Source organism: Brevundimonas sp. Root1423, from assembly GCF_001426805.1.
In genome coordinates this window covers 144,728-165,361 of the sequence record NZ_LMFL01000056.1, presented here as the reverse complement: position 1 = coordinate 165,361, position 20,634 = coordinate 144,728, and the positions used below count along the sequence as shown (strand labels likewise).

General features: G+C 68.2%; 20 protein-coding genes. 8 read left to right on the top strand and 12 right to left on the bottom strand.

From position 1 onward, the window contains the following. Positions 1 to 520: 520 nt before the first annotated feature. Together ASD25_RS26260 and ASD25_RS26255 are read right to left on the bottom strand one after the other, a co-directional pair. Positions 521 to 949 (bottom strand): CBS domain-containing protein, encoded by a 429-nt coding sequence (locus ASD25_RS26260; protein WP_055828549.1) that lies wholly within the window; start codon positions 947 to 949, stop codon positions 521 to 523. 47 nt (positions 950 to 996) lie between these two features. Then, positions 997 to 1,647: a rhomboid family intramembrane serine protease gene (locus ASD25_RS26255; protein WP_055828546.1), complete on the bottom strand. Its 651-nt coding sequence runs from the start codon at positions 1,645 to 1,647 to the stop codon at positions 997 to 999. 168 nt (positions 1,648 to 1,815) lie between these two features. On the opposite strand from ASD25_RS26255, the gene hfaA reads away from it, so the two are divergent. The 4 genes from hfaA to ASD25_RS26235 all read left to right on the top strand — a co-directional run bounded on the left by hfaA (position 1,816) and on the right by ASD25_RS26235 (position 7,449). Further along, entirely contained in the window at positions 1,816 to 2,247 is a 432-nt protein-coding gene (hfaA, locus tag ASD25_RS26250; protein ID WP_055828542.1) for a holdfast anchoring protein HfaA, read from the top strand. After that, on the top strand, positions 2,244 to 3,260 hold the full coding sequence (gene hfaB / locus ASD25_RS26245; RefSeq protein ID WP_055828539.1) for a holdfast anchoring protein HfaB: 1,017 nt from the start codon (positions 2,244 to 2,246) through the stop codon (positions 3,258 to 3,260). The genes hfaA and hfaB overlap by 4 nt, the downstream gene beginning before the upstream one ends. Continuing rightward, on the top strand, positions 3,187 to 4,443 hold the full coding sequence (gene hfaD / locus ASD25_RS26240; RefSeq protein WP_055828534.1) for a holdfast anchor protein HfaD: 1,257 nt from the start codon (positions 3,187 to 3,189) through the stop codon (positions 4,441 to 4,443). Before hfaB ends, hfaD begins: the two co-directional genes overlap by 74 nt. Before the next feature lie 126 nt (positions 4,444 to 4,569). Beyond that, on the top strand, positions 4,570 to 7,449 hold the full coding sequence (locus ASD25_RS26235; RefSeq protein WP_055828533.1) for a pitrilysin family protein: 2,880 nt from the start codon (positions 4,570 to 4,572) through the stop codon (positions 7,447 to 7,449). Positions 7,450 to 7,576: 127 nt separating this feature from the next. Here the strand turns inward: ASD25_RS26235 and ASD25_RS26230 are convergent, their stop codons facing one another. Next, entirely contained in the window at positions 7,577 to 8,449 is an 873-nt protein-coding gene (locus tag ASD25_RS26230) for a hypothetical protein (protein WP_200943726.1), read from the bottom strand. Between the two features lie 142 nt (positions 8,450 to 8,591). On the opposite strand from ASD25_RS26230, the gene ASD25_RS26225 reads away from it, so the two are divergent. Further along, the gene (locus ASD25_RS26225) at positions 8,592 to 9,131 is read left to right on the top strand and encodes a PAS domain-containing protein (protein ID WP_055828530.1); all 540 of its coding nucleotides are present in this window, start codon (positions 8,592 to 8,594) and stop codon (positions 9,129 to 9,131) included. Here the strand turns inward: ASD25_RS26225 and ASD25_RS26220 are convergent. Beyond that, positions 9,094 to 9,654 carry a gamma carbonic anhydrase family protein gene (locus ASD25_RS26220; protein WP_055828527.1) on the bottom strand — a complete coding sequence of 187 codons (561 nt, stop codon included), beginning with the start codon at positions 9,652 to 9,654 and terminating at the stop codon, positions 9,094 to 9,096. The genes ASD25_RS26225 and ASD25_RS26220 overlap by 38 nt on opposite strands. A gap of 303 nt (positions 9,655 to 9,957) precedes the next feature. Between ASD25_RS26220 and ASD25_RS26215 the strand changes: the two genes are divergently transcribed. Further along, the gene (locus ASD25_RS26215) at positions 9,958 to 10,758 is read left to right on the top strand and encodes a PhoH family protein (protein WP_156376944.1); all 801 of its coding nucleotides are present in this window, start codon (positions 9,958 to 9,960) and stop codon (positions 10,756 to 10,758) included. A gap of 153 nt (positions 10,759 to 10,911) precedes the next feature. Here ASD25_RS26215 and ASD25_RS26210 read toward each other — a convergent pair whose 3' ends face one another. Then, entirely contained in the window at positions 10,912 to 12,150 is a 1,239-nt protein-coding gene (locus ASD25_RS26210; protein WP_055828521.1) for a cation:proton antiporter, read from the bottom strand. A gap of 172 nt (positions 12,151 to 12,322) precedes the next feature. Between ASD25_RS26210 and lspA the strand changes: the two genes are divergently transcribed. Together lspA and ASD25_RS26200 are read left to right on the top strand one after the other, a co-directional pair. Next, complete coding sequence (gene lspA / locus ASD25_RS26205; protein WP_055828518.1) at positions 12,323 to 12,829, top strand: signal peptidase II; 507 nt, start codon at positions 12,323 to 12,325, stop codon at positions 12,827 to 12,829. 73 nt (positions 12,830 to 12,902) lie between these two features. Then, positions 12,903 to 13,466: a DUF3035 domain-containing protein gene (locus tag ASD25_RS26200; RefSeq protein WP_055828514.1), complete on the top strand. Its 564-nt coding sequence runs from the start codon at positions 12,903 to 12,905 to the stop codon at positions 13,464 to 13,466. 58 nt (positions 13,467 to 13,524) lie between these two features. Here ASD25_RS26200 and ASD25_RS26195 read toward each other — a convergent pair whose 3' ends face one another. From ASD25_RS26195 to ASD25_RS31415, 7 genes are all read right to left on the bottom strand, one after another. Beyond that, complete coding sequence (locus ASD25_RS26195; RefSeq protein WP_055828511.1) at positions 13,525 to 14,433, bottom strand: DMT family transporter; 909 nt, start codon at positions 14,431 to 14,433, stop codon at positions 13,525 to 13,527. A gap of 87 nt (positions 14,434 to 14,520) precedes the next feature. Further along, positions 14,521 to 15,003, bottom strand: a complete 483-nt coding sequence (gene ssb / locus ASD25_RS26190; protein ID WP_055828508.1) for a single-stranded DNA-binding protein — start codon at positions 15,001 to 15,003, stop codon at positions 14,521 to 14,523. A 153-nt stretch (positions 15,004 to 15,156) separates the two neighbouring features. Next, positions 15,157 to 15,597: a hypothetical protein gene (locus ASD25_RS26185; protein WP_055828505.1), complete on the bottom strand. Its 441-nt coding sequence runs from the start codon at positions 15,595 to 15,597 to the stop codon at positions 15,157 to 15,159. After that, on the bottom strand, positions 15,597 to 16,265 hold the full coding sequence (locus tag ASD25_RS26180; RefSeq protein ID WP_055828502.1) for a hypothetical protein: 669 nt from the start codon (positions 16,263 to 16,265) through the stop codon (positions 15,597 to 15,599). Before ASD25_RS26180 ends, ASD25_RS26185 begins: the two co-directional genes overlap by 1 nt. Positions 16,266 to 16,340: 75 nt before the next feature. Further along, complete coding sequence (locus ASD25_RS26175) at positions 16,341 to 19,094, bottom strand: hypothetical protein (RefSeq protein WP_055828496.1); 2,754 nt, start codon at positions 19,092 to 19,094, stop codon at positions 16,341 to 16,343. Between the two features lie 269 nt (positions 19,095 to 19,363). Beyond that, positions 19,364 to 20,200 (bottom strand): flagellin, encoded by an 837-nt coding sequence (locus ASD25_RS26170; protein WP_055828491.1) that lies wholly within the window; start codon positions 20,198 to 20,200, stop codon positions 19,364 to 19,366. 130 nt (positions 20,201 to 20,330) lie between these two features. Beyond that, positions 20,331 to 20,621 carry a hypothetical protein gene (locus ASD25_RS31415; RefSeq protein WP_055828488.1) on the bottom strand — a complete coding sequence of 97 codons (291 nt, stop codon included), beginning with the start codon at positions 20,619 to 20,621 and terminating at the stop codon, positions 20,331 to 20,333. Positions 20,622 to 20,634: the final 13 nt, after the last annotated feature.

Sequence of the window (20,634 nt, the reverse complement as noted above, 5' to 3'; positions counted from 1 at the left end):
CTTTCCGTCCGCCCCGTCCGGAGACGAGGGAGGCGCTGTTTAGCGCCTCRWTTTTCCGCGTCAAGTGGTTCTTTTTAAAGAAGAACCTCTGTCTGCGAACCGGCCCGGGAGCCGGTGGAGGCGGCCTTCTAAGGAAGGCCAATCTCCGTGTCAAYCGGGCTTTTTCAGCCATTTYGCGGGGGATGAAATCCGGAGACTTCAGGCCGCAAAAAACCGTCTGGAAAGCCCGAGAGGCTTGCCTCTGTTTCGTTRCCGACGATTCGATTGGAGCGCGGAACCTAACCGAACACCTTTAAGGAAGCAACCCGCATCAGCGACTTTCTTCCCGAGGGACCCTGGAGGCTTGCGTCTCCGTGGCCCCGGCGGCCGGCCCGTTTCCGAGCGAGGCGGCGATATACGCAGCGGCCATTTTGTCCGCAAGCCGATTCCGACAGTTYTGCGAACTTTCTCGCGGAGTCGCGGTCGACGGACCCGGGCCATTTTGGGGCGGGCTGCGATCCGCTCCTGCCCCGCCTGTCCTTCAGCCCGCCGCTATATAGGTGCGCAGGGATTCCGCTTCCCGCGTGGCCTCGGCGATCTGGCATTTCACCACATCGCCGATCGAGATCACGCCGGCCAGCCGGCCGTCACGCAGCACGGGCAGATGCCGGATTCGCCGGTCGGTCATCCGGCCCATCAGAATCGCCACTGTCTCCGCGGGGGCGGCGAACACCACTTCGGAGGTCATGAAGGCGGAAACCGGCTGGCCCAGCGCGGCCTGGCCGTCGCGGGCCACCGCCCTGACCACGTCCCGCTCGGACAGCACGCCCACGACCTTGTCGTTGCTGCAGACCATCAGGGCGCCGACACGCAGCCGGTCCAGTTCGCCACAGGCCTCGCCCAGCGTCAGTTCGGGGCCGATGGCGTAGACGGCGTCGCCCTTGTCCTTCAGAATTTCGGCGACCAGCATCGCGGCTCCTCCCTCTCTAGATAGAGCGCGGCCGCGGATGGACCGCTTCAGGCCTCAGGGTCGCGCAGATCGGGCGGCGAATCAAACGCTTCCGGACGAGGACGGAACGCCCTCGCCCACGGGCCGATCAGCAGGGCGCCGGCGATGAAACCAAAGGCGTGCGCCTCCCAGGCGATCCGGGCGCCTTCCATTCCCGGCGCGAATCCCAGCAGGCCGACGGCCACGTTGACGACCATGATCGCCGCCGCCGGCGTCAGGAAGCGTTTGTCCGTCAGGGATCTCAGGCGCCCCGATTTGCGGCCGAGCAGGCGCAGCGCCGCACCCATCAGGCCGAACACCGCCCCGGACGCGCCCACCAGGGCGTCGTAGCTGGCGGGATGGACGAGGCCGTATCCCGCCGTGGCGAGCAGGCCGCACGCTATATAGAAGGCGAGGAAGCCCGCCGCCCCCCTCGCGCCCGGCATCAGCCGCGCCACCGGCGTGCCGAAGGCGAGCCCCAGGATCGCGTTCATCGCCACGTGGGGCCAGCCGCCGTGAACAAACATGGAAGTCAGGATGCCGGGCCACCAGCCGCCGTCCCAGAGTGAGGACGGACGGAAGGCCAGCGACACTCCGCCATCCGGCAGCCGTGTCTGCAACCAGAACAACACCGGCATGGACACGGCGACGCCCACGGCCACCAGGGGGGCGTTGAACACACGTTCGGACGGCTGCGCGTTCAGGGCGAAAGCTCCGGCGAATCACGAAGACAAACCAATCGGTTGTCGAACGCCATCATGGCAAGCGCTTCTTAATAACCATGACCCAGAGTGGGACGAAGGATCCTTTCCGGTCCGTTGACTCTGTTTGCGTGAGAGGTCGCCGCCATGAGCATGCGCACGAAGCTGGGGTCCGCCGTGGTCCTCCTCGCCCTCGCCGCCCCCGCGGTCGCCTCGGCCCAGTCGGCCGGTTCCTCGAACATGGGCTCCTACCAGGCCGGCTATGGCGGCTCGCGCTACACCACCGCACGGCCCCAGACGGGATCGACGCGAGACGCAAACGGCAACCGGCTGATCGTCAACGGTGTCATCCAGGCCGGCGCCAGCGCCTATTCCAGCGCGAGCGGGGGCGTATCCTCCAGCTTCACCGGCGCCGGGAACAGCGGGGGCACAGCCATCGGCGGGTCGACCGCCATCGGCAACAATCTGAACGTCGTCGTTCAGGGCAACCACAACACCGTCATTGTAAACTCCACCCAGGTGAATAACGGCGCGATCAACGCCGGAACCAGCCTGAACGGCACCCTGAGGCTTCCATGAGCGCTGGCTCCCTTTCGCGACGGCTCCGGGTCGCGGGCGTCGCTTCCGCGGCGGCCGCGCTGCTGAGCGGCTGTATCTCGGCCTCGGCCGGTCCGACCGGGCAATATGCGTCGCCGATCGGCAACGCGCCGGTGACGGCCAACCCGACCCCCTACTCCGCGGCACTCTACTGCATGGCCGACTACGCCCGGCGCTACAGCCTGCCTTCGCCGCGCATCGCGGTCGGCCGGATCAGCGACTACACCGGCACCGTCTCGGCCGATGGCGGCCGCCAGATCACCGGCGGCGCATCGCTGATGGCCAATACCGCCCTGGCCAAGTCCGGCGCCCATATCGTGGAACGTTACGACACCTCGGTGTCCGAGCTTGAGCTGCGCTACGCCAACAACCGGCTGATCGGCGACGACGGCCCCGGCGGCCCCGGGGACACACAGTACCGTCGCATCCTCGCCGGCCAGGTGCCCGGCTCGGACTTCTATATCGTCGGCGGCATCACCGAGGTGAACTACAATATACGCTCGGGCGGCTTCGACATGGCGGCGGGCCAGGCCAGCAGCCAGACGCCCCTGTCGACCGCGTTCTCGGGCAAGGCCTATGTGATGAACATCGCCATCGACCTGCGGCTGGTTCAGACCACGACGCTCGAGGTCGTCGATGTCGTCTCCTACCAGAAGCAGATCATCGGGCGGGAGATCTCGGCCGGGGTGTTCGACTTCCTGAACGGCAACGTCTTCGACATCTCCGCCGGCGAAGGCGGGCTCGAGCCGGTCCAGCTGGCGGTGCGCGCGCTGATCGAGCGGGCCACCGTCGAGTTCATGGCCAATCTGTACGGTGCGCCCGGACCCGAGGTCTGCCTCGGCGCCGGACCCGACCCCCTGGGCGGCACGGTCGGTCCGACCGGCGGCTATTATCCCGCATATCCCAACACGGACACGAACAATGGCGAAACCCGCGCGGACCCGTCTCGCTGGCACGATCGCCGCGACGTTGCTGTGCGCCGCAGCCGCTACTGAGGCCGCAGCGCAGACGCCGCCGCAGGACGGGGCGATCGTCCTCAATGAACAGCTGCAGCTGGGCGACGTCTTCGCCGGCCAGACGCTGAACGTGGTCGACGCCCAGGAGCAGGTGACCGTCGAAACCTCGGCCCAGGGCAACTCCGCCTCGGGCGCCGTCGAGAACGGCGCCATCACGGTCCAGTCGAATCAGGACATGCGCGGCGACGCCGTGGCCCGGACCGACGTCATCCTGGGCGGCGATACCTATGGGGAGGTCAACGCTGCCTCCCAGGCGGGCGGCAACTATCTGGCCGTCAGCGCCTACAACGCCGATCTGACGGTCGATGCGACCCAGTCCAACACCGGCGCTCTGGTCAGCGCCACCACCGAGGTGGGCGACAGCAACGCCCGGCTGCACGGCGGCGTGGCGGTCAACGCCTCGGCCATCTCCAACACCGTCGCCCTGGCGGGCCAGGCCTCGTTCCTTCAGGGCGCGGTCGACCAGTCGTCTTCGGCGGTCGTTCGTTCGTTCGGCCGTATCCAGAGCCAGTACATCCCCGCGCCCGGCAGCGTGGACAGCGAGGCCATCGTCAACGCCGTCGCCGTCAACAGCAACGCCACATCGGGCCAGAACCTGTCGATCACCCAGCGCTCGACCGGCGATTTCGTCGAGGCCGAGGCCAGCTCCAACGCGGGCAACGCCTGGGATCTCGCCGCCCGGGCTCGCGCCAGCGCCAACCAGGCCGTACTCTATAATGAGGGCGGCTCGGTCGTGACCGGGTCGGACCAGACCAACACGAGCTTCGTTCGGGCCTCGGCCCTCACCACCGCCTATGACTTCGGCCAGGCCGAAGCCCGGGCCCGCGGCGTCGCCAACGAGCTGTCGGTCGGCAACAACGACATCTTCGTCGAGATCGACAACACCCAGTTCAACTCGGGCGGCGTGGACGTGACGGCCACCTTCTCGGGTACGAACGGCTATGACGCCTATGTCGGGGCCGAGGCCGTCGGCAACAGCGTGACCGGCTACGCCTGCTCGACCTGCGAAGGCTTCCTCGACGCGAGCAACACCCAGACCAACAGCGGCGACGTCTCCGCAGTGGCCAATACGTCTGTCGCCGGTTCGGGGCGTGCTGTCATTACCGGGGCCACGGCCGTCGGCAATTCCGCCAGCTTCTACGTCTCGCGTCCGACAAATTAATCTTCGGTAACTTGAGCCGACCCCGGCCGTCGCCGAAAGGTTGCAGGGGGCGTCGGCGACCATCGCCACGGCCCCCGTCCCATGTCCGGCGCGGGAGTGATCGCGCCTTTCGGAAAGAGACCGAGAATGCGTTCCGTCCGTCGTCTGTTGTTGCTCGTCGCGGCATCCACCACCGTCCTGATCACAGCCTCGCCGGCCCTGGCCCAGGCGCTGATCCAGCCCTCGGACCCCTGGGCCCATGCCGCCAGCGACATTCCCGCTGACACCAACGTCCGCTTCGGCGTCCTTCCCAACGGCATGCAGTATGCGATCCTGCGCAATGCGACCCCGGCGGGTCAGGCCTCCTTCCGCCTGCGCATCGACGCCGGCTCGCTGATGGAGAACGAGGACCAGCTGGGTCTGGCCCACTTCATGGAGCATATGGCCTTCAACGGAACGACCAATATTCCCGAGAACGACCTGCTGCGCATCCTCGAGCGGCTGGGCCTGGCCTTCGGCGCCGACACCAACGCCTTCACCAGCTTCGACCAGACCGCCTATCTGCTGGAGCTGCCCCGCACCAATGACGAGACGGTCGACGCCGCGCTGCGCATCATGCGCGAACAGGTGTCCGAGGCCCTGATGGCGGCGGACGCGGTTGACGACGAACGCGGCGTGATCGAGGGCGAGGAGCGGATGCGCAACACGCCGCAACTGCGCATCGCCAAGGCCCAGTTCGGCCTGCTCGCGTCGGGTCAGCGCCTTTCGAACCGCCTCCCCATCGGCGATCTCGACATCATCCGCACTGCCCCGCGAGAGCGCTTTATGGAGTTCTACAATGCCTATTACCGGCCAAACCGCGCCACCTTCATCGCGGTCGGCGATTTCGATGTCGAAGTGATGGAAGGCAAGGTCCGGGCCGCGTTCGAAAGCTGGACCCCAAAGGCGGCCGACGGTCCCGACCCGGATCTTGGCCAGGTCGCCGCACGCGGTCCCGAAACCCGCGTCCTGGTCGAGCCGGGCGTCCAGTCCTCTGTCGATATCAACTGGATCCGCCCGCCGGATCTCGATCCGGACACCGTGGCCGAACGCCGGGAGAATCTGATCCAGAATCTAGGCCTGGCCGTGCTGACGCGCCGTCTCGGAGAGCTGGCGCGCGCCGACAATCCCCCGTTCGTGAGCGCAAGCGCTTCGAACGCATCCGTTTTCGACAGCCTGTCGGCCGGTTCGGTCAGCGCCAACTTCAATCCCGGCGGCTTGACGCGCGCCCTGCAGTCGATCGAGCAGGAACAGCGCCGCCTGGTGCAGTTCGGGATCACCGAGGCCGAACTGCAGCGCGAGATCACCGACAACCGCACCCGGCTGCAGAACGCGGTCACGGCCGCCGCAACCCGGTCCACGCCCGCCCTGGCCAACGGCCTGCTCGGGGCGGCCAATGACCGGAACGTCTTTGCTTCGCCGGCGACCAGCCTCGCCCTCTTCAACGCCACCGTCGAGGGCCTGACGCCCGATCAGGTGACTGCGGCCGTCCGCCCGGTCTTCGATGGTCAGGGCCCCGTCGTCATGGTGACCTCCCCCGTCCCGATCGAGGGCGGCGAGGCCGCTGTCACCGCGGCGCTGGAGGCGTCTCGTCAGGTCGCCGTCACGGCCCGCGCCGACGAGGCCGCGCTGGAATGGCCCTATACGGACTTCGGGACGCCCACCCGGCCGAGCGCGCGCACCGAGATCGCCGACCTTGGGGTGACCCGCGTCGACTTCCCCAACGGCGTCCGCCTGTTCGTCAAGCCAACCGAGTTCCGCGACAACCAGATCCTGGTCAACGTCCGCACCGGCATCGGCGAATTGGCCCTGCCCACGGACCGCGTAACCTCGATGGCCCTGGCCAATTCTGTAATGGGACCGGGGGGCACGGCGAAACTGACCGTGGACCAGCTCAATCGGGTGCTCAGCGGCAAGACCTACAACATCAATGCCGGCATGGCGACGGACGCCTACACCCTCGGCGGATCGACCAAACCGGAAGATCTGCAGCTCCAGATGCAAGTGCTGACGGCTTATCTGGTGGATCCCGGCCTTCGCGCCGCTCCCTTCGAGCTGGCCCGCAGTCAGTTTCCCGCCCAACTGGCCCAGCTCCGCGCAACGCCGGGCGGCGTGCTGGGCCGCGATCTCGGCGAACTGATCAGTTCGGGGGACCAGCGCGACGCGATGCCCACGGAGGCGGAGATCGCCGCCATGTCGATCGAGGAGGTCCGCGCCGGCGTGACCGAGGGCCGCGCGCGCGGGCCGATCGACATCGTCATGGTCGGCGACGTGACCGTGGACGCCGCCATCGCCACCGTGGCCAACACCCTCGGCGCCCTCCCCGATCGGGGAGCGCAGGCCGAACCGCTGCCGGGCTCCGACGTCCGCCGCTTCCCGGCTCCCTCGGCCGAACCGGTTCAGCTGAAACACGAGGGGCCGGGCGAGCAGGCGATCGGCCTCATCGGCTGGCCGACCACCGACGCGATCGGCGACCAGCTCGAGGCGCGGCAACTGGCCATCCTCAGCGCCGTGGTCCAGCTGCGGCTGAACGAGGAAGTTCGGGAAAAACTGGGCCTCTCCTACGGTCCCGGCGCGGGTGCGTCGTCGTCGTCAGTGTTCCCCGACTACGGCTACCTCCTGATGCTGGCCGAGACGCGCCCGGAGAGCCTGCCTGCGCTGTTCACGGCCTTCGACTCCATCGCCGCCAGCCTGCGGGATACGCCGATCAGCGACGACGAACTGCTCCGGGCCCGCGCGCCGGTCGTCGAGTCGCTGCGCCGCAGCCGGGCCGATAACGGCTACTGGGTGAGCCAGCTCGCCGATGCGGGGCGCAAGTCCGAGACCTTCGATGAAATCCGCTCGCACGTGACTGACTACGAGTCCGTCACGCCCGCCGACATCCAGCGGCTGGCGCGTCAGTATCTGACCCCGGACAAGGCGTGGCGGCTGACGATCACCTCGGACAACCCGGCCGCCGCCCCCGCGGCTGCAGCCCCGGCCCGGTAGACGAAAAAATGGCCCCGGTCCTTGCGGATCGGGGCCAGTTTGCTTCTCAGGATGTCGACGGAGCCGACAATACCGTTCTAGGCGTCCGCGGCTGACCCGCGGCTGAACGCCGGTGTTCAGACTGGCGTCAGAAAACCCGACCGCCGACGCCGCCGTCCAGGGTGATCATCGCGCCCGACACAGCCATGCCGGCCTCTTCGATCACTTCCTCGCGGTACTCGGTGTAGGTTTCCTCGCGGACCCAGGTCACGATCTTCACACCCGCGCCGTAGCGGCGCAGCAGGGAGCGTTCGTTGCAGTCGCGCTCGTCGCGCTGACGCTTGCACTCGATCTGGCCGCCGCGGCCGTGCCACAGGGCCTCGCCCTTGCGGCAGTCCATGGTTTCACCGTGGCCGAAATCCGTATCGCCCTGATACTCGGCCCAGGTGATCTGCAGCCAGGTGCCCGCCAGGCAGCGGTACAGCTCGCCTTCATAGCTCCCGTCGACCTCGCGGTCGGGGCGAACCTGGGAGGCCGGGTGCGGCACATTGCGGTCGTCGATGCAGAAGGCCCGGATCACGACCCGCTTTTCCCAGCGCCGCCGGGCTTCATAGGGAACGCGGATGGTCCTGCGCACCCGCGCGCCCTCGACGTTCAGGCCGCTGATGGTGGTCGGATAGGGCTGGTCGACCGTGACATAGGCCGAACCGCCGCCGCTGACGAAGACGCTGCCGCCGGCGCGCGCGTTCAGGCCCGCCCGGGCCGCCGCATTGGCGTTGGCGTTGGCGTTGGCGTTGACGTTCACATTGACGTTCAGGTTTCCGCCGCCGCCGCAGCACGGCGGAGGCGGAGGCAGCTCGCAGCACGGCGGGGGCGGGGGCGGGGGCGGCGGCGGCTCGCAGCACGGCGGCGGCGGCGGCGGGCACACCGGTCCGCACTGGGCCGCAGCCGGATCGGCGAACGCCATCAGGGCCGTGAAGCCCCCCAGCGCCAACAGCCAGTTCATGATCCGCACCCGCATGGGCCGACCTCCACATCAAAACTTGCGCGGTCCCGGCAAGGCGCGGGCCGCTCCAGCCTGCATCTGACGCCAGGAAGCCTTTCAATTCCGTTGCTTTCGGCCCGGCCCGGCCCTTGCGACGGGGCGGCCAGAGGCCAAGCCCATGTTTCATCCTGATACGCAGTTCCTGATCGACCACTGGACCAGCCTGTCGCGCCGCACCGGGACGCGGGCCGGCATTCCGGCGCGCGCGGCCGTGGAGCCGGCCGCCCTGGGCCTGCGCCTGCCGCGGGTGTTCATGGCCGAGCGGCCCGGCGAGGACGCCGTCGTGCGGCTGGCGGGCGGCTGGATCGAGGATTTCCACGGCGAATGGCTGAAGGACCAGCCGCTGCTGTCGCTGTGGCGGCCGGCCTCACGCCCCCTGGTCGCGGCCGCCCTGACCCAGACCCTGCGCGAGGCCCGCCCCGTGGTGCTCATCGCCCAGGCCGGCCAGGCCGCCGCCCAGATCGAGATCGCCCTGGTTCCCTTGCGGGGTCCGTCCGGCGAACCGGACCGGGTCCTGGGCCTGTACGCGCCGTCCGCCACCCTGACCCTCGCGTCCGACGAATCGCGCCTGCTGACGGCCCGGGTCTCGATCGGCGTCGGGGAGGCCGCGCGGGCGCCTCTCAGTCTTGCGGCGGCGCACGGCCGGCGTCTGGCGTAAGGGCCGCGAGGTCGCGTCGGTAGCGCCTCCAGTTCTGTACATAATGGGCCGCCGAAGCCCTCAGGGCCTCGATCTGCCCCGGCTCCAGCTCGCGCACCACCTTGCCCGGCTGGCCCATGACCAGCGAGCCGTCGGGAATGACCTTGCCCTCGGTGATCAGGGTGTTGGCGCCGATCAGGCAGTTCTTACCGATCCTCGCGCGGCCCAGCACCACCGCCCCGATGCCGATCAGGGTGTTGTCGCCGATCTCGCAGCTGTGGAGCATGACCATGTGGCCGACGGTGACGCCGTCGCCGATGGTCAGCGGTTCGCCGGGGTCGGAATGCAGCACGCTGCCGTCCTGGATATTGGTGTCCCGGCCGATGGTAATGGGGTCGTTGTCGCCCCGCACCACGGCGCCGAACCAGACGCTGGCGCCGGGTTTGAGAATCACGTCTCCTGTCAGGATCGCGTTCGGAGCCACCCAGTATTCGCCGTCTGGCGGAAGCTGCGGTTTCTTGTCAGCCAACGCATAAATCGTCATGGAAACATCACCTTACCTTGAGTGGTTTCTTGGCTTTAAGGCTTCGTAAACCACGTTAGCATCATTCTGTTGWTGCGATTCGAGGCCGCCATTTCGGCCCCGGATYGGAAGCCGGATCAAGCCCGGTCCGGTCAGACCTCGGGGGACGTGCGTGGTGCGTTCGGTTCGGCGGCTCGCGCCGCTGGGAGATTTCCGGTCCCTGGAAGGGCCCTCCTCCGATCCGGGCGGATGCGTCGCATCCCCTTCTTCTCTCCCTACCTTCGTTCGAGGCGATGCTTTTGCGGCATCGCCTTTTTTCATGCCCTGGAGGCGTCCATGACCAAGCGTGCAGCCATCAARCGCCAGACCCGCGAGACTTCGCGTGAGCACGGCGTGCTCGATTCCCGTCAGTTCATGGAGGATTCCAAGGTACGYCGYYTGCCGACCCACACCGGCCATGGCGGCTGGTCRCCCTAYCCGTCCAACGACGACCGGGACCAGGCCTATCTGAAGACGCTGAAGCCCAAGTCGGACGGYCAGGCCGAATTGATGACGGCGATCGACAACCACAACATGGTCCTGGCCCTCGGGCCGGCAGGCACCGGCAAGACCTATCTGGCCGTGGCCAAGGCGGTCGAGGCGCTGGAAGCCGGCAAGATCGGCCGCATCGTCCTGTCGCGCCCCGCCGTCGAAGCGGGCGAGTCGATCGGCTTCCTGCCCGGCGACATGGAGGACAAGCTGGCCCCCTATCTGCGCCCGCTCTACGACGCGCTTTCGGATCGGCTGAGCATGAAGCGGGTCAAGGCGCTGATGGCCGAGGGGCTGATCGAGATCGCGCCCATCGGCTATATGCGCGGCCGCACCCTGAACAACGCCTTCATCGTCGTCGACGAGGCGCAGAACTGCACCTACGTCCAGCTGAAGATGCTGCTCACGCGGCTGGGCTGGCATTCGACCATGGTGGTGACGGGCGATCCGCAGCAGTCCGACCTTCTGCCGGGCATTTCGGGCCTGTCGGACATCGCCGAACGTCTGCTGCCGGTGCCGAACATCGCCGTGGTGAAACTGGCCGAGCAGGACATCGTCCGTCACCCGCTGGTCGCCAGCATGATCGGAGTCCTGTGAAACCCTGATCCGGCAGAGTCCGGATCCGCTCGAAAAGAGAGGACATTGCGGACACATCGGACTCTTCGGGGCTGAAATGTCTGGCGTTCGCGATCATCCAGACAGTCTGACAGACCACTACGTCAGAAACGGTCGCACGCCGTAAGATCGAGATCAGGCCGTCGCGGGATTCTCCGCGGCGGCCTTTTCTTCGACCGAACCACTGGCGGGAGGCTTCGGCCGGGCGCCCATCCGGTCGATCAGGGCGAAGACAAACGGGTTCAGCGATATCGACAGCAGGGCGGCCGCCAGAATCAGATCGTGGGTCTCCTGCCGCATGCCGCCCAGCTGCACGCTGAGGGCGGCGAGGATGAAGGAGAACTCGCCGATCTGGGCCAGGGCCGCTGCGACGGTCAGGCTGGTGGCCTTGTCCAGTTTGAAGGCCGTGGTGATCGCCAGGGCGGCGATCGACTTGCCGACGATGACGATTCCCAGAACGCCCAGCACGGCCAGCGGCTCGCGGACCAGGATGGTCGGATCGAACAGCATGCCGACCGAGACGAAGAACAGCACGGCGAAGGCGTCGCGCAGCGGCAGGGACCGCTCGGCCGCGTTGTGGCCCAGCGGCGAGCTGTTGAGAACCAGTCCGGCGAGGAAGGCGCCGAGGGCGAACGAGTGGAACAGGGCGTAGGCGATCCAGGCGATGCCGAGGGCGATGGCCAGGACGCCGAGGGTGAACAGCTCACGCGACCGGGTGTGGGCGATGCGGACCAGCAGCCACGGCAGCAGCCGCGCGCCGACAACCAGCATCACGCCCGTGAAGGCGGCGACCTTGAACAGGGTCCAGCCGATCGATTGCGCCAGTTCCATGCCGTCCAGCGCCTCCCCCGGCTGGATGATCAGCAGCGGGAGGATGACGAGGGCGATGACGATCACCAGATCCTCGACGATCAGCCAGCCCATGGCGAGGCGGCCGACGGGTCCCTTGACCTGTTTGCGCTCCTCAAGCGCCCGCAGCAGAACGACGGTCGAGGCGACGGACAGGGCGAAACCGGTCAGGGTGGCCTCCAGGTGGCTCATGCCCATCAGTCGGCCGAGCGCCCACCCCAGTCCCGTCGCCGCCGCGATCTGCACCAGCGCCCCGGGGATGGCGATCCTGCGCACCTTCATCAGGTCGGCCAGCGAGAAATGCAGCCCCACGCCGAACATCAGGAGGATGACGCCGATCTCGGCGAGTTGGGGGGCCAGTTCGACATCGGCGACGTAACCGGCCGTGTGAGGCCCGACGATGACGCCCGCCACCAGATAGCCGACCAGGGGCGACAGCTTCAGCCGGTTGGCCAACATGCCGAACACGAACGCCAGCACGAAGCCGCCGACGAGGGTGAGGATCAGGCTGTCGGCATGCGGCATCGGCGCTCCTGGATGCGGGCGGCTCTTTCCTCGAATTGAAGGCGTCACATCTGGGGTCTGGAGCCGTTCGAGGCAACCGCTGATGCGCCGACGCGAGCGCGCGACACGATTGCCCCTTCGCGCTTCGCCCCCGGACTGCTAACCGAACGCCCTTCACATTTCAGCGGCCCGTATGAAAATCTCACGCCTCGCCGTCACGGCCTTCGTCTTCGCCCTTATCGTCGTCGTGCTCGACCAGCTGACCAAGGCCTGGGTCCTGTCCGGCCTGGACCTGCGCGAGGTGGGCCGCGTCGAGGTCTGGCCGCCGATCCTGAACTTCACCTGGGTCGAGAACCGCGGCGTCAGCTTCGGCCTGTTCGGCGACGGCTCGGCGCGCTGGATGCTGAGCCTGTTCTCGGTGGGGGTCGCCGGGATTCTGGGCTGGTGGGCGCTGCGGGCCGACAGGCGATTGCTGATCAGCGCCATCGGCCTCGTCATGGGCGGCGCGATCGGCAATGTGATCGACCGTATCCGCTTCGGCTTCGTCGTCGACTTCATCGATTTTTCGGGCACCCGGATCTTCCCCTGGGTGTTCAACATCGCCGACAGCGCCATCACCGTCGGCGTCATCCTGCTGATTCTCGACAGTCTGCTGTCCGAACGGGCGGCCAAGGTTGGCCTCGCCGCCGAAAAGTCGTAATCAGCCGCATTCATCCAGGCACCACGCGCGCGCCCGTTCGGCGTCCGAACCAGATCGCTACCGAGATCACATAATGCGTCTTCGTACTGTCGCCGTCCTGACCCTCACCACCTCGATGCTCGCGCTCGGCGCCTGCTCGAGCGTTCGGCAGGGGATCGGCCTGACCAAGGTCACGCCCGACGCGTTCCTGACGGTGTCCACCGCTCCCCTGACCGTTCCGCCCGAGTACGGCCTGCGCCCGCCGGCGCCGGGCCAGCCGCGTCCGCAGGAACTGGCGCCCGAATCCGCCGCCCGCCAGATCCTGCTGGGCCAGCGCCAGGCCGTGACCCGCTCCGCCGGCGAACAGCAGCTGGTCGCCCAGGCCGGCGGCGACCGCGCCGACCCCCTCGCCCGCTATGTCGTCGACGACGAGTTCGGTGATCTGGCGCACAAGGAAGAGGGCTGGGCCAACCGACTGCTGTTCTGGCGCCGTGACAATCCGGCCAGCCAGGCCGCGACCACGACCCAGACCTCGGAAGGCGCTGTCACGGTCGACGCCGCCAGCGAATACGCCCGCCTCCAGGAATTGACCGGGGGCCGCACCGGCATCGTTATCACGCCGCGGCGCGACACCGGCTTCAAGCTTCCCGGCCTGTAGGCGCTCCAACCCCTGGGATGAAGGGCCCGGATGCGACAGCGTCCGGGCCCTTTTCGTGTCAGGCCTTCGCCGCTCCGGCCCTCAGCCCGCGCTCGGCCAGGGCCACGATGGCGACCCCGCCCATGGTCAGGGCCGCGCCGGTCAGGATCTGAGGCGTCAGCACGTCGCCCATGAAGCCCCAGCCGATCAGGATGGACACCACCGGGGTGGCGAGCAGATAGGGCGTCACCCGCCCGGCCTCGCGCTTCTGCACCAGCCAGAACACCAGGGTGGTGGCCAGAACCGAGGACACCAGCCCGGCCCAGACGACGCTGGTCCAGACCAGCAGGTCAGCCTGCCGGATCGCGTCCCACTGCCCGCGCTCGAATGTGGCCGAGGCGAAGGCCAGGGTCGGCAGGGCCACGAGGGCCAGCAGCCCCTGCATCTTCAGCGGCGGGATGGATGTGGTGCGCCGGGCGATCACCGTCGTCAGGGCCCAGGCCGAGGCGGCGGCGATGCCGACCAGTATGGCCTTCCAGTCGGCTATGGCGTGCGGATCCAGCGTCATCCAGGCCACGCCCGCGAAGGCCACCGCCATACCGGCTAGGGCGAAGCGCGACAGCTTTTCGCGCAGCAGCAGGAAGGCGAACAGCGCCGTGAACGGCACCCACAGCTGCGCCGCCACCGACACCGGACTGACGTCCTGCGCCAGCCAGAAGGCCAGATAGATCAGGCCGTAGTGGATGGGTCCGCCGAGTACGACGATGATCGCCAGGCTCTTCCAGTTCGGAAACGGCCGCCGCACGAAGGGGATCAGGCAGGCGGCGGCGATCGCGAACCTGAGCGCGCCCACCAGCAGGGGCGGCATGGTTTCCGTGGCCAGCTTGGCCGCGGCGTTGTTGACGCCCCAGATCACCACGATCGCGATGATGGCGAGGATCTCGACCGGCGAGAGCGGGCTGTGGGGCTTGTCGGGGGTAATCACCACCCGGCTATGGCACAGGTCCGCGCCGCCGGGGCCTCAAAGCCGGTAACGGAGCGTTTCGCACGCTCCGTCACCGGCCCGGGTTCGCGCCTAGAACGGAATGTCGTCGTTCAGGTCGTAACTTTCCTTGGGACCGCTGGGCTTGTTGGCGCCGCCGGTCGAGAAGCCCGAGGAATAGTCGTCGTCGCCGCCGCGCGAGGCCCCGCCGCCGGCGCCGCCGTCACGGCCGCCCAGCATGGTCAGCTCGCCCTTGAACTTGTTGACCACAACCTCGGTCGAATATTTCTCGACGCCCTGGGCGTCGGTCCATTTGCGGGTCGCCAGCGTGCCCTCGATGTAAACCGTCGAGCCCTTCTTCAGATAGTTCTCGGCGACCTTGATGATGTTGTCGTTGAAGATCACGACGCGGTGCCACTCGGTCTTTTCCTTGCGCTCGCCGGTGGCCTTGTCGCGCCACTGCTCGGAGGTGGCCAGCGACAGGTTGGCGACCCGCTCGCCCGAGTTCAGCGTGCGGATTTCCGGGTCCTTGCCCAGGTTGCCGACCAGAATGACCTTGTTGACGCTGCCCGCCATCGCCGAGCTCCTTCTTCGTTCTTGGCCCGTCGCGCTTCGCGCTGTTCGGGCCGGGATTATTGTCAGGCCTGACTAGCGCGGTTCCCGGACCCGTAGGTCAGCTTTGTCGCTGTCATCCACAGGCGCGTTTGTTCCACGTTTGTTCCGTTTCGTCTAGGGCGTGGGAGCCGCCGGTTCCGGCGAGGCCGACACCGAAACGGGCGTGCCGTCGATGGCGCGCTGGATGGCGCTGGGAATGGCCAGCCGCCCGTCGCCGGTCCGCGCCAGCAGGATGAAGCGGGAGCCTTCGAGCGTCTTCGAGATCCATACCCCGGCGCGGTCGATGAAGATGAACTGCCCCTGATACGAGCCCACCACCTCGCGCCGGTTGCCGCCCATACGCAGGAAGCGAAGGCGCATCTCCTCGAGGCGCGCCGCGCAGAATTCGATCTGCGGCTGGCTGTCGGCCACCTTGTTGAAGCGCGGCGGCTCGCCCTCGGCCCCCATCTCCACGGCGTAGCAGACGCCCGGATCGAAGGGGGCCTCGGTCGCCTTCTCGCAGGCCGCGAGCGCCAGCACGCTGGCGCCGAGCGCGGCGGTCGTCAGAAGCTTCATCAGCGCAGCCCCGGGAACTGGCAGCCCCGGTCCTGTTCGACCAGGGTGCGGAAACGATTGTTGTCAGGCGACTGTTCGACCCGGCGCGGCACGAGCCTGAGCGTGGTCTCGCCCCAACGGCCGTACAGGGCCTCGCCGGGCCGGACGCAGGTGCCGGCGTACAGCGCCTGGACGCAGGCGTTGAGGCTCATGTTCGAGGACAGCGAGCGCCAGTCCGATCCCGTGTAACGCAGGCATGGGCTGCCGGAGGCGGTCTGGACGGAGGGCTGGGCCGGCTGGTTCTGTTCGATGGCGGGCGCGGGTTCGGCCTCGGTCAGCTCGACCGGCGGAAGGCCGGGCGGCGGGGCGAAGGCGGCCGTCGGGGCCGCGGCCAGGGCGCCCGTCTCGTCGATGCCGACGTCGAGGGCGTCGGTGGCCACGCCGTTGCGGCGCGCGCAATCGGTCAGGGTCGCCATGCCGATGAACTGGCCGTTCACGAAACAGCGCAACTCGCGGGTCGTGCTGAGCTCCGGCGCGTCGGCGACGTCGACCGTCAGCCCGCCCTGTGCAGCCGGGGGCGGACCCGCGTCGCGGCCTCGCCCGCCGCTGAACACGAGGGCCAGCACCACGGCCGCGACGACCGCCAGACCGGCGCCGATCGCGATAAGAAGACGATTGTCCTGGGGCATGAAGGGCTCGCGCGGATGGAGCCCCCAATAACCCCGCCCGGACGTTCCGCGTCAACGTTCTTCGTGGCCGGAGGCCTATCCGCCGAGGCGAGACAGGGCAGCCTGATAGTTGGCCAGCTGGGCGTTGAGATAGGCCGGCACGCGCCCGCCTGCCGCAGCACCGACCGGCGCGGGAGCCAGGGCGCGATAGGCGTCGCGCACGGCCTTCATGGCCCCCTGCAGACGTTCGCCGGCGGTCTTCACCGCGGTCGCGTCGCCGAGGTGGAGGCCGGCGGGAAGGTCGAGGCCGAAGGTCTTGATGATGTCATCGCCTATGGAGGCGCCGATATAGCCCGGCGAAAGACCCAGGCCCGCGAGGGCGTCCCGGCCTGTCTCACCCGAGGTCAGCACGGCGCCGGCCTTGCCGTCGCGGGCTGCGATCGACAGGCGCTGGAAGCCGCCGGTGGTCGTGGTGGTCTCACCGACTGTGCCGGTGACCGCGCCGCCTTCGGACGCGATCGTGACCTTCAACTTGCCCGACGAGGCGATCTCGATCTTTCGGGCCAGGGTGGCGAGCGTGTCCTTGGCCTCGATGGTCACGGAAATGGCCCGGCCGCCCGCCGCGGGGCTGACGTAGAAGCGGTCTCCCACACGGACCGAGGTGGCGTCGATCAGCCGTTTGGAATCGCTCTGGTCGATTTCCCCCTTGGGCAGGCCCAGCCGGTCCAGCACGCTGGCCCCGTCCGCGGCGACCGCGAGGGTCAGGGGCTTGGCCTGATCGCCGTCGCCGGACCAGGTCTTCTCGTACTCGACCGTCCCGCTCAGCGGATCGATCCGGGCCAGATAGCCCGTCGTGGGATCCGTGGCCTTGGCGGCCTCGCCGCGATCGGCGATTCCGGTGATCCAGACCTTGCCGTTGTGGATCTTGACGTCCGCGGCGCTGTCGTCCCCGGTTCCGCCATACCAGGTCATCCGGTCGCCGGGGGCGGCGGCCAGGTCGGCCGACAGGGTGGCGATGAAGACGTCCTTGCCGCCCGAATGGGCCGTCGTCTCCGTGCCCGCCGACAGGCCGCTGTCGCGGCTCGCGCCGGTGACGATGACCTGCCCTCCCGATACCGCGACGCCGGCGATGTCGCCGCTGATCACGCCGAGATCCCGCGTCGAGGCCAGGGTCGGAACGCCGGCCGCGTCGAGGGTGAAGCGGCGCACGACGGCGCGGCCGTTCTCGACGCCTGCGGTGTAGAGGTTCGAGCCGTCGATCGTCATCGCATCGACGCTGTCGTCGCTGACGGTCCCGAACTGGGTCGCGGCGGTCGCCTTGGCGACGATGCCGGCGGTCGGATAGGGCTCGCCCGCCTTGAACGCCTGTACATAGCCGTCCCAGCCGCCGACAGGGGATGCGCCGGTGATCGCCGACCGGGCGCGGCCGGCGATATAGACGGTTCCGTCGGCGCCAAAGCTGACCGAGGTCGCCTCGTCGGCGTCACGGGCCCCGCGGCGCTGGCTCCATTGCTCCTCGCCGTCCTTGTTGAAGACGGTGACGAAGCTGTCGGCGACGGTCGCGGCCTCGCCCGTCCTGCCCGCGTCGGCGGTGGAGGTGTTCAGCGCGCCGGTGACCGAGCCGGCGACGGCCACATTTCCGGCGGCATCGATGGCGATGGCGTAGCCGCTGGCGGTCGAGGCCGCTCCCAGGGTTCGGGTCGCGACCAGACGCCCGGCCGTGTCGTACTTCATCAGGGCGACGTCCTGCACGCCCTTGATCGGCTGGGTGTCGGGCCCCGCGGTGACGTCGGCGACCAGCCACAGCGAGCCGTCGGGGCCGACCGCGCTGGCGCGGACCGTCCTGACCCCGTCAGGCAGGTCATCCTGCGACAGCCGGCCTTCGATCCACAGGGTTTCGCCCACGCCCCCGGCGACGGGCGGCGCCGCCGTACCGCCGTCGCTCTGGAACTTCAGCAGTTGGGGCGTGCCGGCGGTTCCGGCCGCCTGGACGACATAGACGGCGTCCGAGGTCGCCGGCGCGGTGAAACCGACCGTTTCGGTCGACGCGCCGCGGATGGCCAGGGCCCATTTGTCAGGACCGGCGGGCAGGGTCACGGGCTTGCCGTTGACCTGGACCGTCTTCGGCTCCGCCTTGATCTGCTGACGCCCGACGCGCGTCTGGAAGCCGGCGGTCTCCAGCTGGGCGTTGATATGGGCGAGGACATTGTCGAGCGTCCGCGGCGTGGCGCCCATGTCGGCCAGATCGATCGGCACCGCCGTGGTCAGGGAGTCCGTCAGGCCGACCGGCGTCTTGATGGTGATGCTGAATTTCGTATCGCCCTGGAAGGCGGCGACGGGCGTGTCGGTCGAGCCTTCGTGGATCGGTCCGGTGATGGACACGGCGCTGTCTCGCGGCACGGCGGCGGTCGTCTTGCTGGTGGTCCGGGTCGTTCCCTGCACCATGCGGATGTCGTCGAAGCCGGCGGCGGACAGCCATGTCCCGACCTCGCCCACCCCGGCCGTGAACCGCTTGTTGAGCTGGGTCAGTTCCAGCGCGCTGACGCCCTTGGTCGCGGCGCGGTTGGTCAGGGCGTTCAGCGTGTCGAGGCCCTGATAGAGGGCGAACAGCTTGCGATAGTCGACAGAGGCGGACTTCAGATCCAGCTGGGCCGCGCCCTCGTCGATGAATTTGCGCCCGCCCAGGGCCGCCCGCACCAGCGCATCCTGCTTGGGCGCGACGGCGGTCGAGGACCAGGGCGGAGTCGGCTGCTTCTTCGTAGCCTGCTGCAGCGCCGCTGCCGCGTACGGCGACGTGTCGCCGACGGAGGAACCGCCGAAAAGACCCAGAAGATAGCTGTTGTTGATCACGCGCGGCTCCCGGCCCCCACTGTGGGGGGTCGAGCGTAACGAGGCCTTAACGTCCGTAAACGGGACGACGCCGAACGGGACTCGCCGGCCGACTCGGGGAACAATGATCGTCGGCGCCCGTTATTCGCGCGCCGGACAAGAAGGACGCCGCGATGACCGTCTTCTTCAATGCCTTGAGATCGTTGCTTTCCCTGTACGGATTCGGGTCCCGAACCGCCCTGCGCCGCAGGCCGGCCGCGATCCGGATCGGACACGGCCGCGCGGTCTGATCAGCCCCCGCGGAACAGCGACAGGATGATCTGCGGCGCCTGGTTGGCGATCGACAGCGACTGGGCGCCCAGCTGTTGCTGCACCTGCAAAGCCTGAAGCCGTGCGCTTTCCTTGGCGAGGTCGGCGTCGACCAGATTGCCGATGCCCGATTCCAGCGTATCGACCAGCTTGGTGACGAAGTTGTTGTGCGCCTCGATCTGCTTGGCCTGGGCGCCGATCGAACCGAGGGCGGCGTTCAGCTGGGTGATCGAATCGTCCAGCCGGGTCAGGGCCTGGCTCGCGCCCGTCAGCGTCAGGAGGCTGTCCGACAGGGCCAGCTCGATGATGGCGCCGCCCAGCGACAGATCCTTGGCCGTCAGGGTGACGAAGCTGCTGGCGTCGGCGTTGGCCAGGAATTTGATGCCAGTGGTCAGCGATCCGTTCAACAGGTTGCCGCCGTCGAACGAGGCGTTGCTGACCTGGGACGAGAGGGCCCGCAGCAGGGCCTTGAAGTCATTGTCCAGCAACTGGCGGGACTGGGTCTTCAGCGAGCTGTCCTTCGCCGCAACGACCTTCTCCTTCAGCTGGTTCAGCAGGTCCGAGATGGACTCGCCGGCCGAAAGGGCCACATCGGCGACCGAGGTCGCCCGGTCCAGGCTCTGCTTCACGGCGCTGAGCGCGCCGACATCGGCCCGCTGGCCCTGGGCGATGGCCCAGATGGCGGCGTTGTCCTTGGCCCCCTGGACCTTCAGTCCGGTTGAAATCCGGCCCTGGACATCCGCGAGGCGGTCATTCGTCCGCGAGAGGTTCTGCAGCGCGATGGCCGCGGAGTTGTTGGTATGGACGCTATTCGTCATCCGACTCAGCCCTGTGAGGTTTCACCAAGGCTAGAGGCGCAAGCGTGCACACATGGTTAACGACCGCTAACCATGCCGAAATCCGCGCGGATCGCTCCTGCGCGGCGGGTGGATCGATTGTTCGACGCGGTCAGGCGGTGGTGTTGATGACCGAGCCGGAGCTGTATTCCGCGGTCCGCATCAGGTCGACGACCTGTTCGCGGGGCAACTGCCTGACGACCTCGCCGGTGACCCGGTCCAGCGTCTTGTAGATGAACGACCCCGCCGGCCCCTCCTCGATCACCAGGCGGTAGCGCGCGGCGCGCGCAGCCTCTTCGGAGGCCCGGTTGTCATGGAAATCGCCGCCCGCCGTGGAATCGGCGGCGGCGGCTGGCAGGATGGCTGACGCGGTTACTGTTCCTATCTTCGCATTGTCTTGCATGGCTCCGTCCGAC

Coding starts and splice junctions, on each gene's coding strand:
- ASD25_RS26260 (WP_055828549.1), bottom strand. CDS start 949: ATGCTGGTCGCCGAAATTCTGAAGGACAAGGGCGACGCCGTCTACGCC.
- hfaA (WP_055828542.1), top strand. CDS start 1,816: ATGAGCATGCGCACGAAGCTGGGGTCCGCCGTGGTCCTCCTCGCCCTC.
- hfaB (WP_055828539.1), top strand. CDS start 2,244: ATGAGCGCTGGCTCCCTTTCGCGACGGCTCCGGGTCGCGGGCGTCGCT.
- hfaD (WP_055828534.1), top strand. CDS start 3,187: ATGGCGAAACCCGCGCGGACCCGTCTCGCTGGCACGATCGCCGCGACG.
- ASD25_RS26235 (WP_055828533.1), top strand. CDS start 4,570: ATGCGTTCCGTCCGTCGTCTGTTGTTGCTCGTCGCGGCATCCACCACC.
- ASD25_RS26230 (WP_200943726.1), bottom strand. CDS start 8,449: ATGCGGGTGCGGATCATGAACTGGCTGTTGGCGCTGGGGGGCTTCACG.
- ASD25_RS26225 (WP_055828530.1), top strand. CDS start 8,592: ATGTTTCATCCTGATACGCAGTTCCTGATCGACCACTGGACCAGCCTG.
- ASD25_RS26220 (WP_055828527.1), bottom strand. CDS start 9,654: ATGACGATTTATGCGTTGGCTGACAAGAAACCGCAGCTTCCGCCAGAC.
- ASD25_RS26210 (WP_055828521.1), bottom strand. CDS start 12,150: ATGCCGCATGCCGACAGCCTGATCCTCACCCTCGTCGGCGGCTTCGTG.
- lspA (WP_055828518.1), top strand. CDS start 12,323: ATGAAAATCTCACGCCTCGCCGTCACGGCCTTCGTCTTCGCCCTTATC.
- ASD25_RS26200 (WP_055828514.1), top strand. CDS start 12,903: ATGCGTCTTCGTACTGTCGCCGTCCTGACCCTCACCACCTCGATGCTC.
- ssb (WP_055828508.1), bottom strand. CDS start 15,003: ATGGCGGGCAGCGTCAACAAGGTCATTCTGGTCGGCAACCTGGGCAAG.
- ASD25_RS26185 (WP_055828505.1), bottom strand. CDS start 15,597: ATGAAGCTTCTGACGACCGCCGCGCTCGGCGCCAGCGTGCTGGCGCTC.
- ASD25_RS26180 (WP_055828502.1), bottom strand. CDS start 16,265: ATGCCCCAGGACAATCGTCTTCTTATCGCGATCGGCGCCGGTCTGGCG.
- ASD25_RS26170 (WP_055828491.1), bottom strand. CDS start 20,200: ATGACGAATAGCGTCCATACCAACAACTCCGCGGCCATCGCGCTGCAG.
- ASD25_RS31415 (WP_055828488.1), bottom strand. CDS start 20,621: ATGCAAGACAATGCGAAGATAGGAACAGTAACCGCGTCAGCCATCCTG.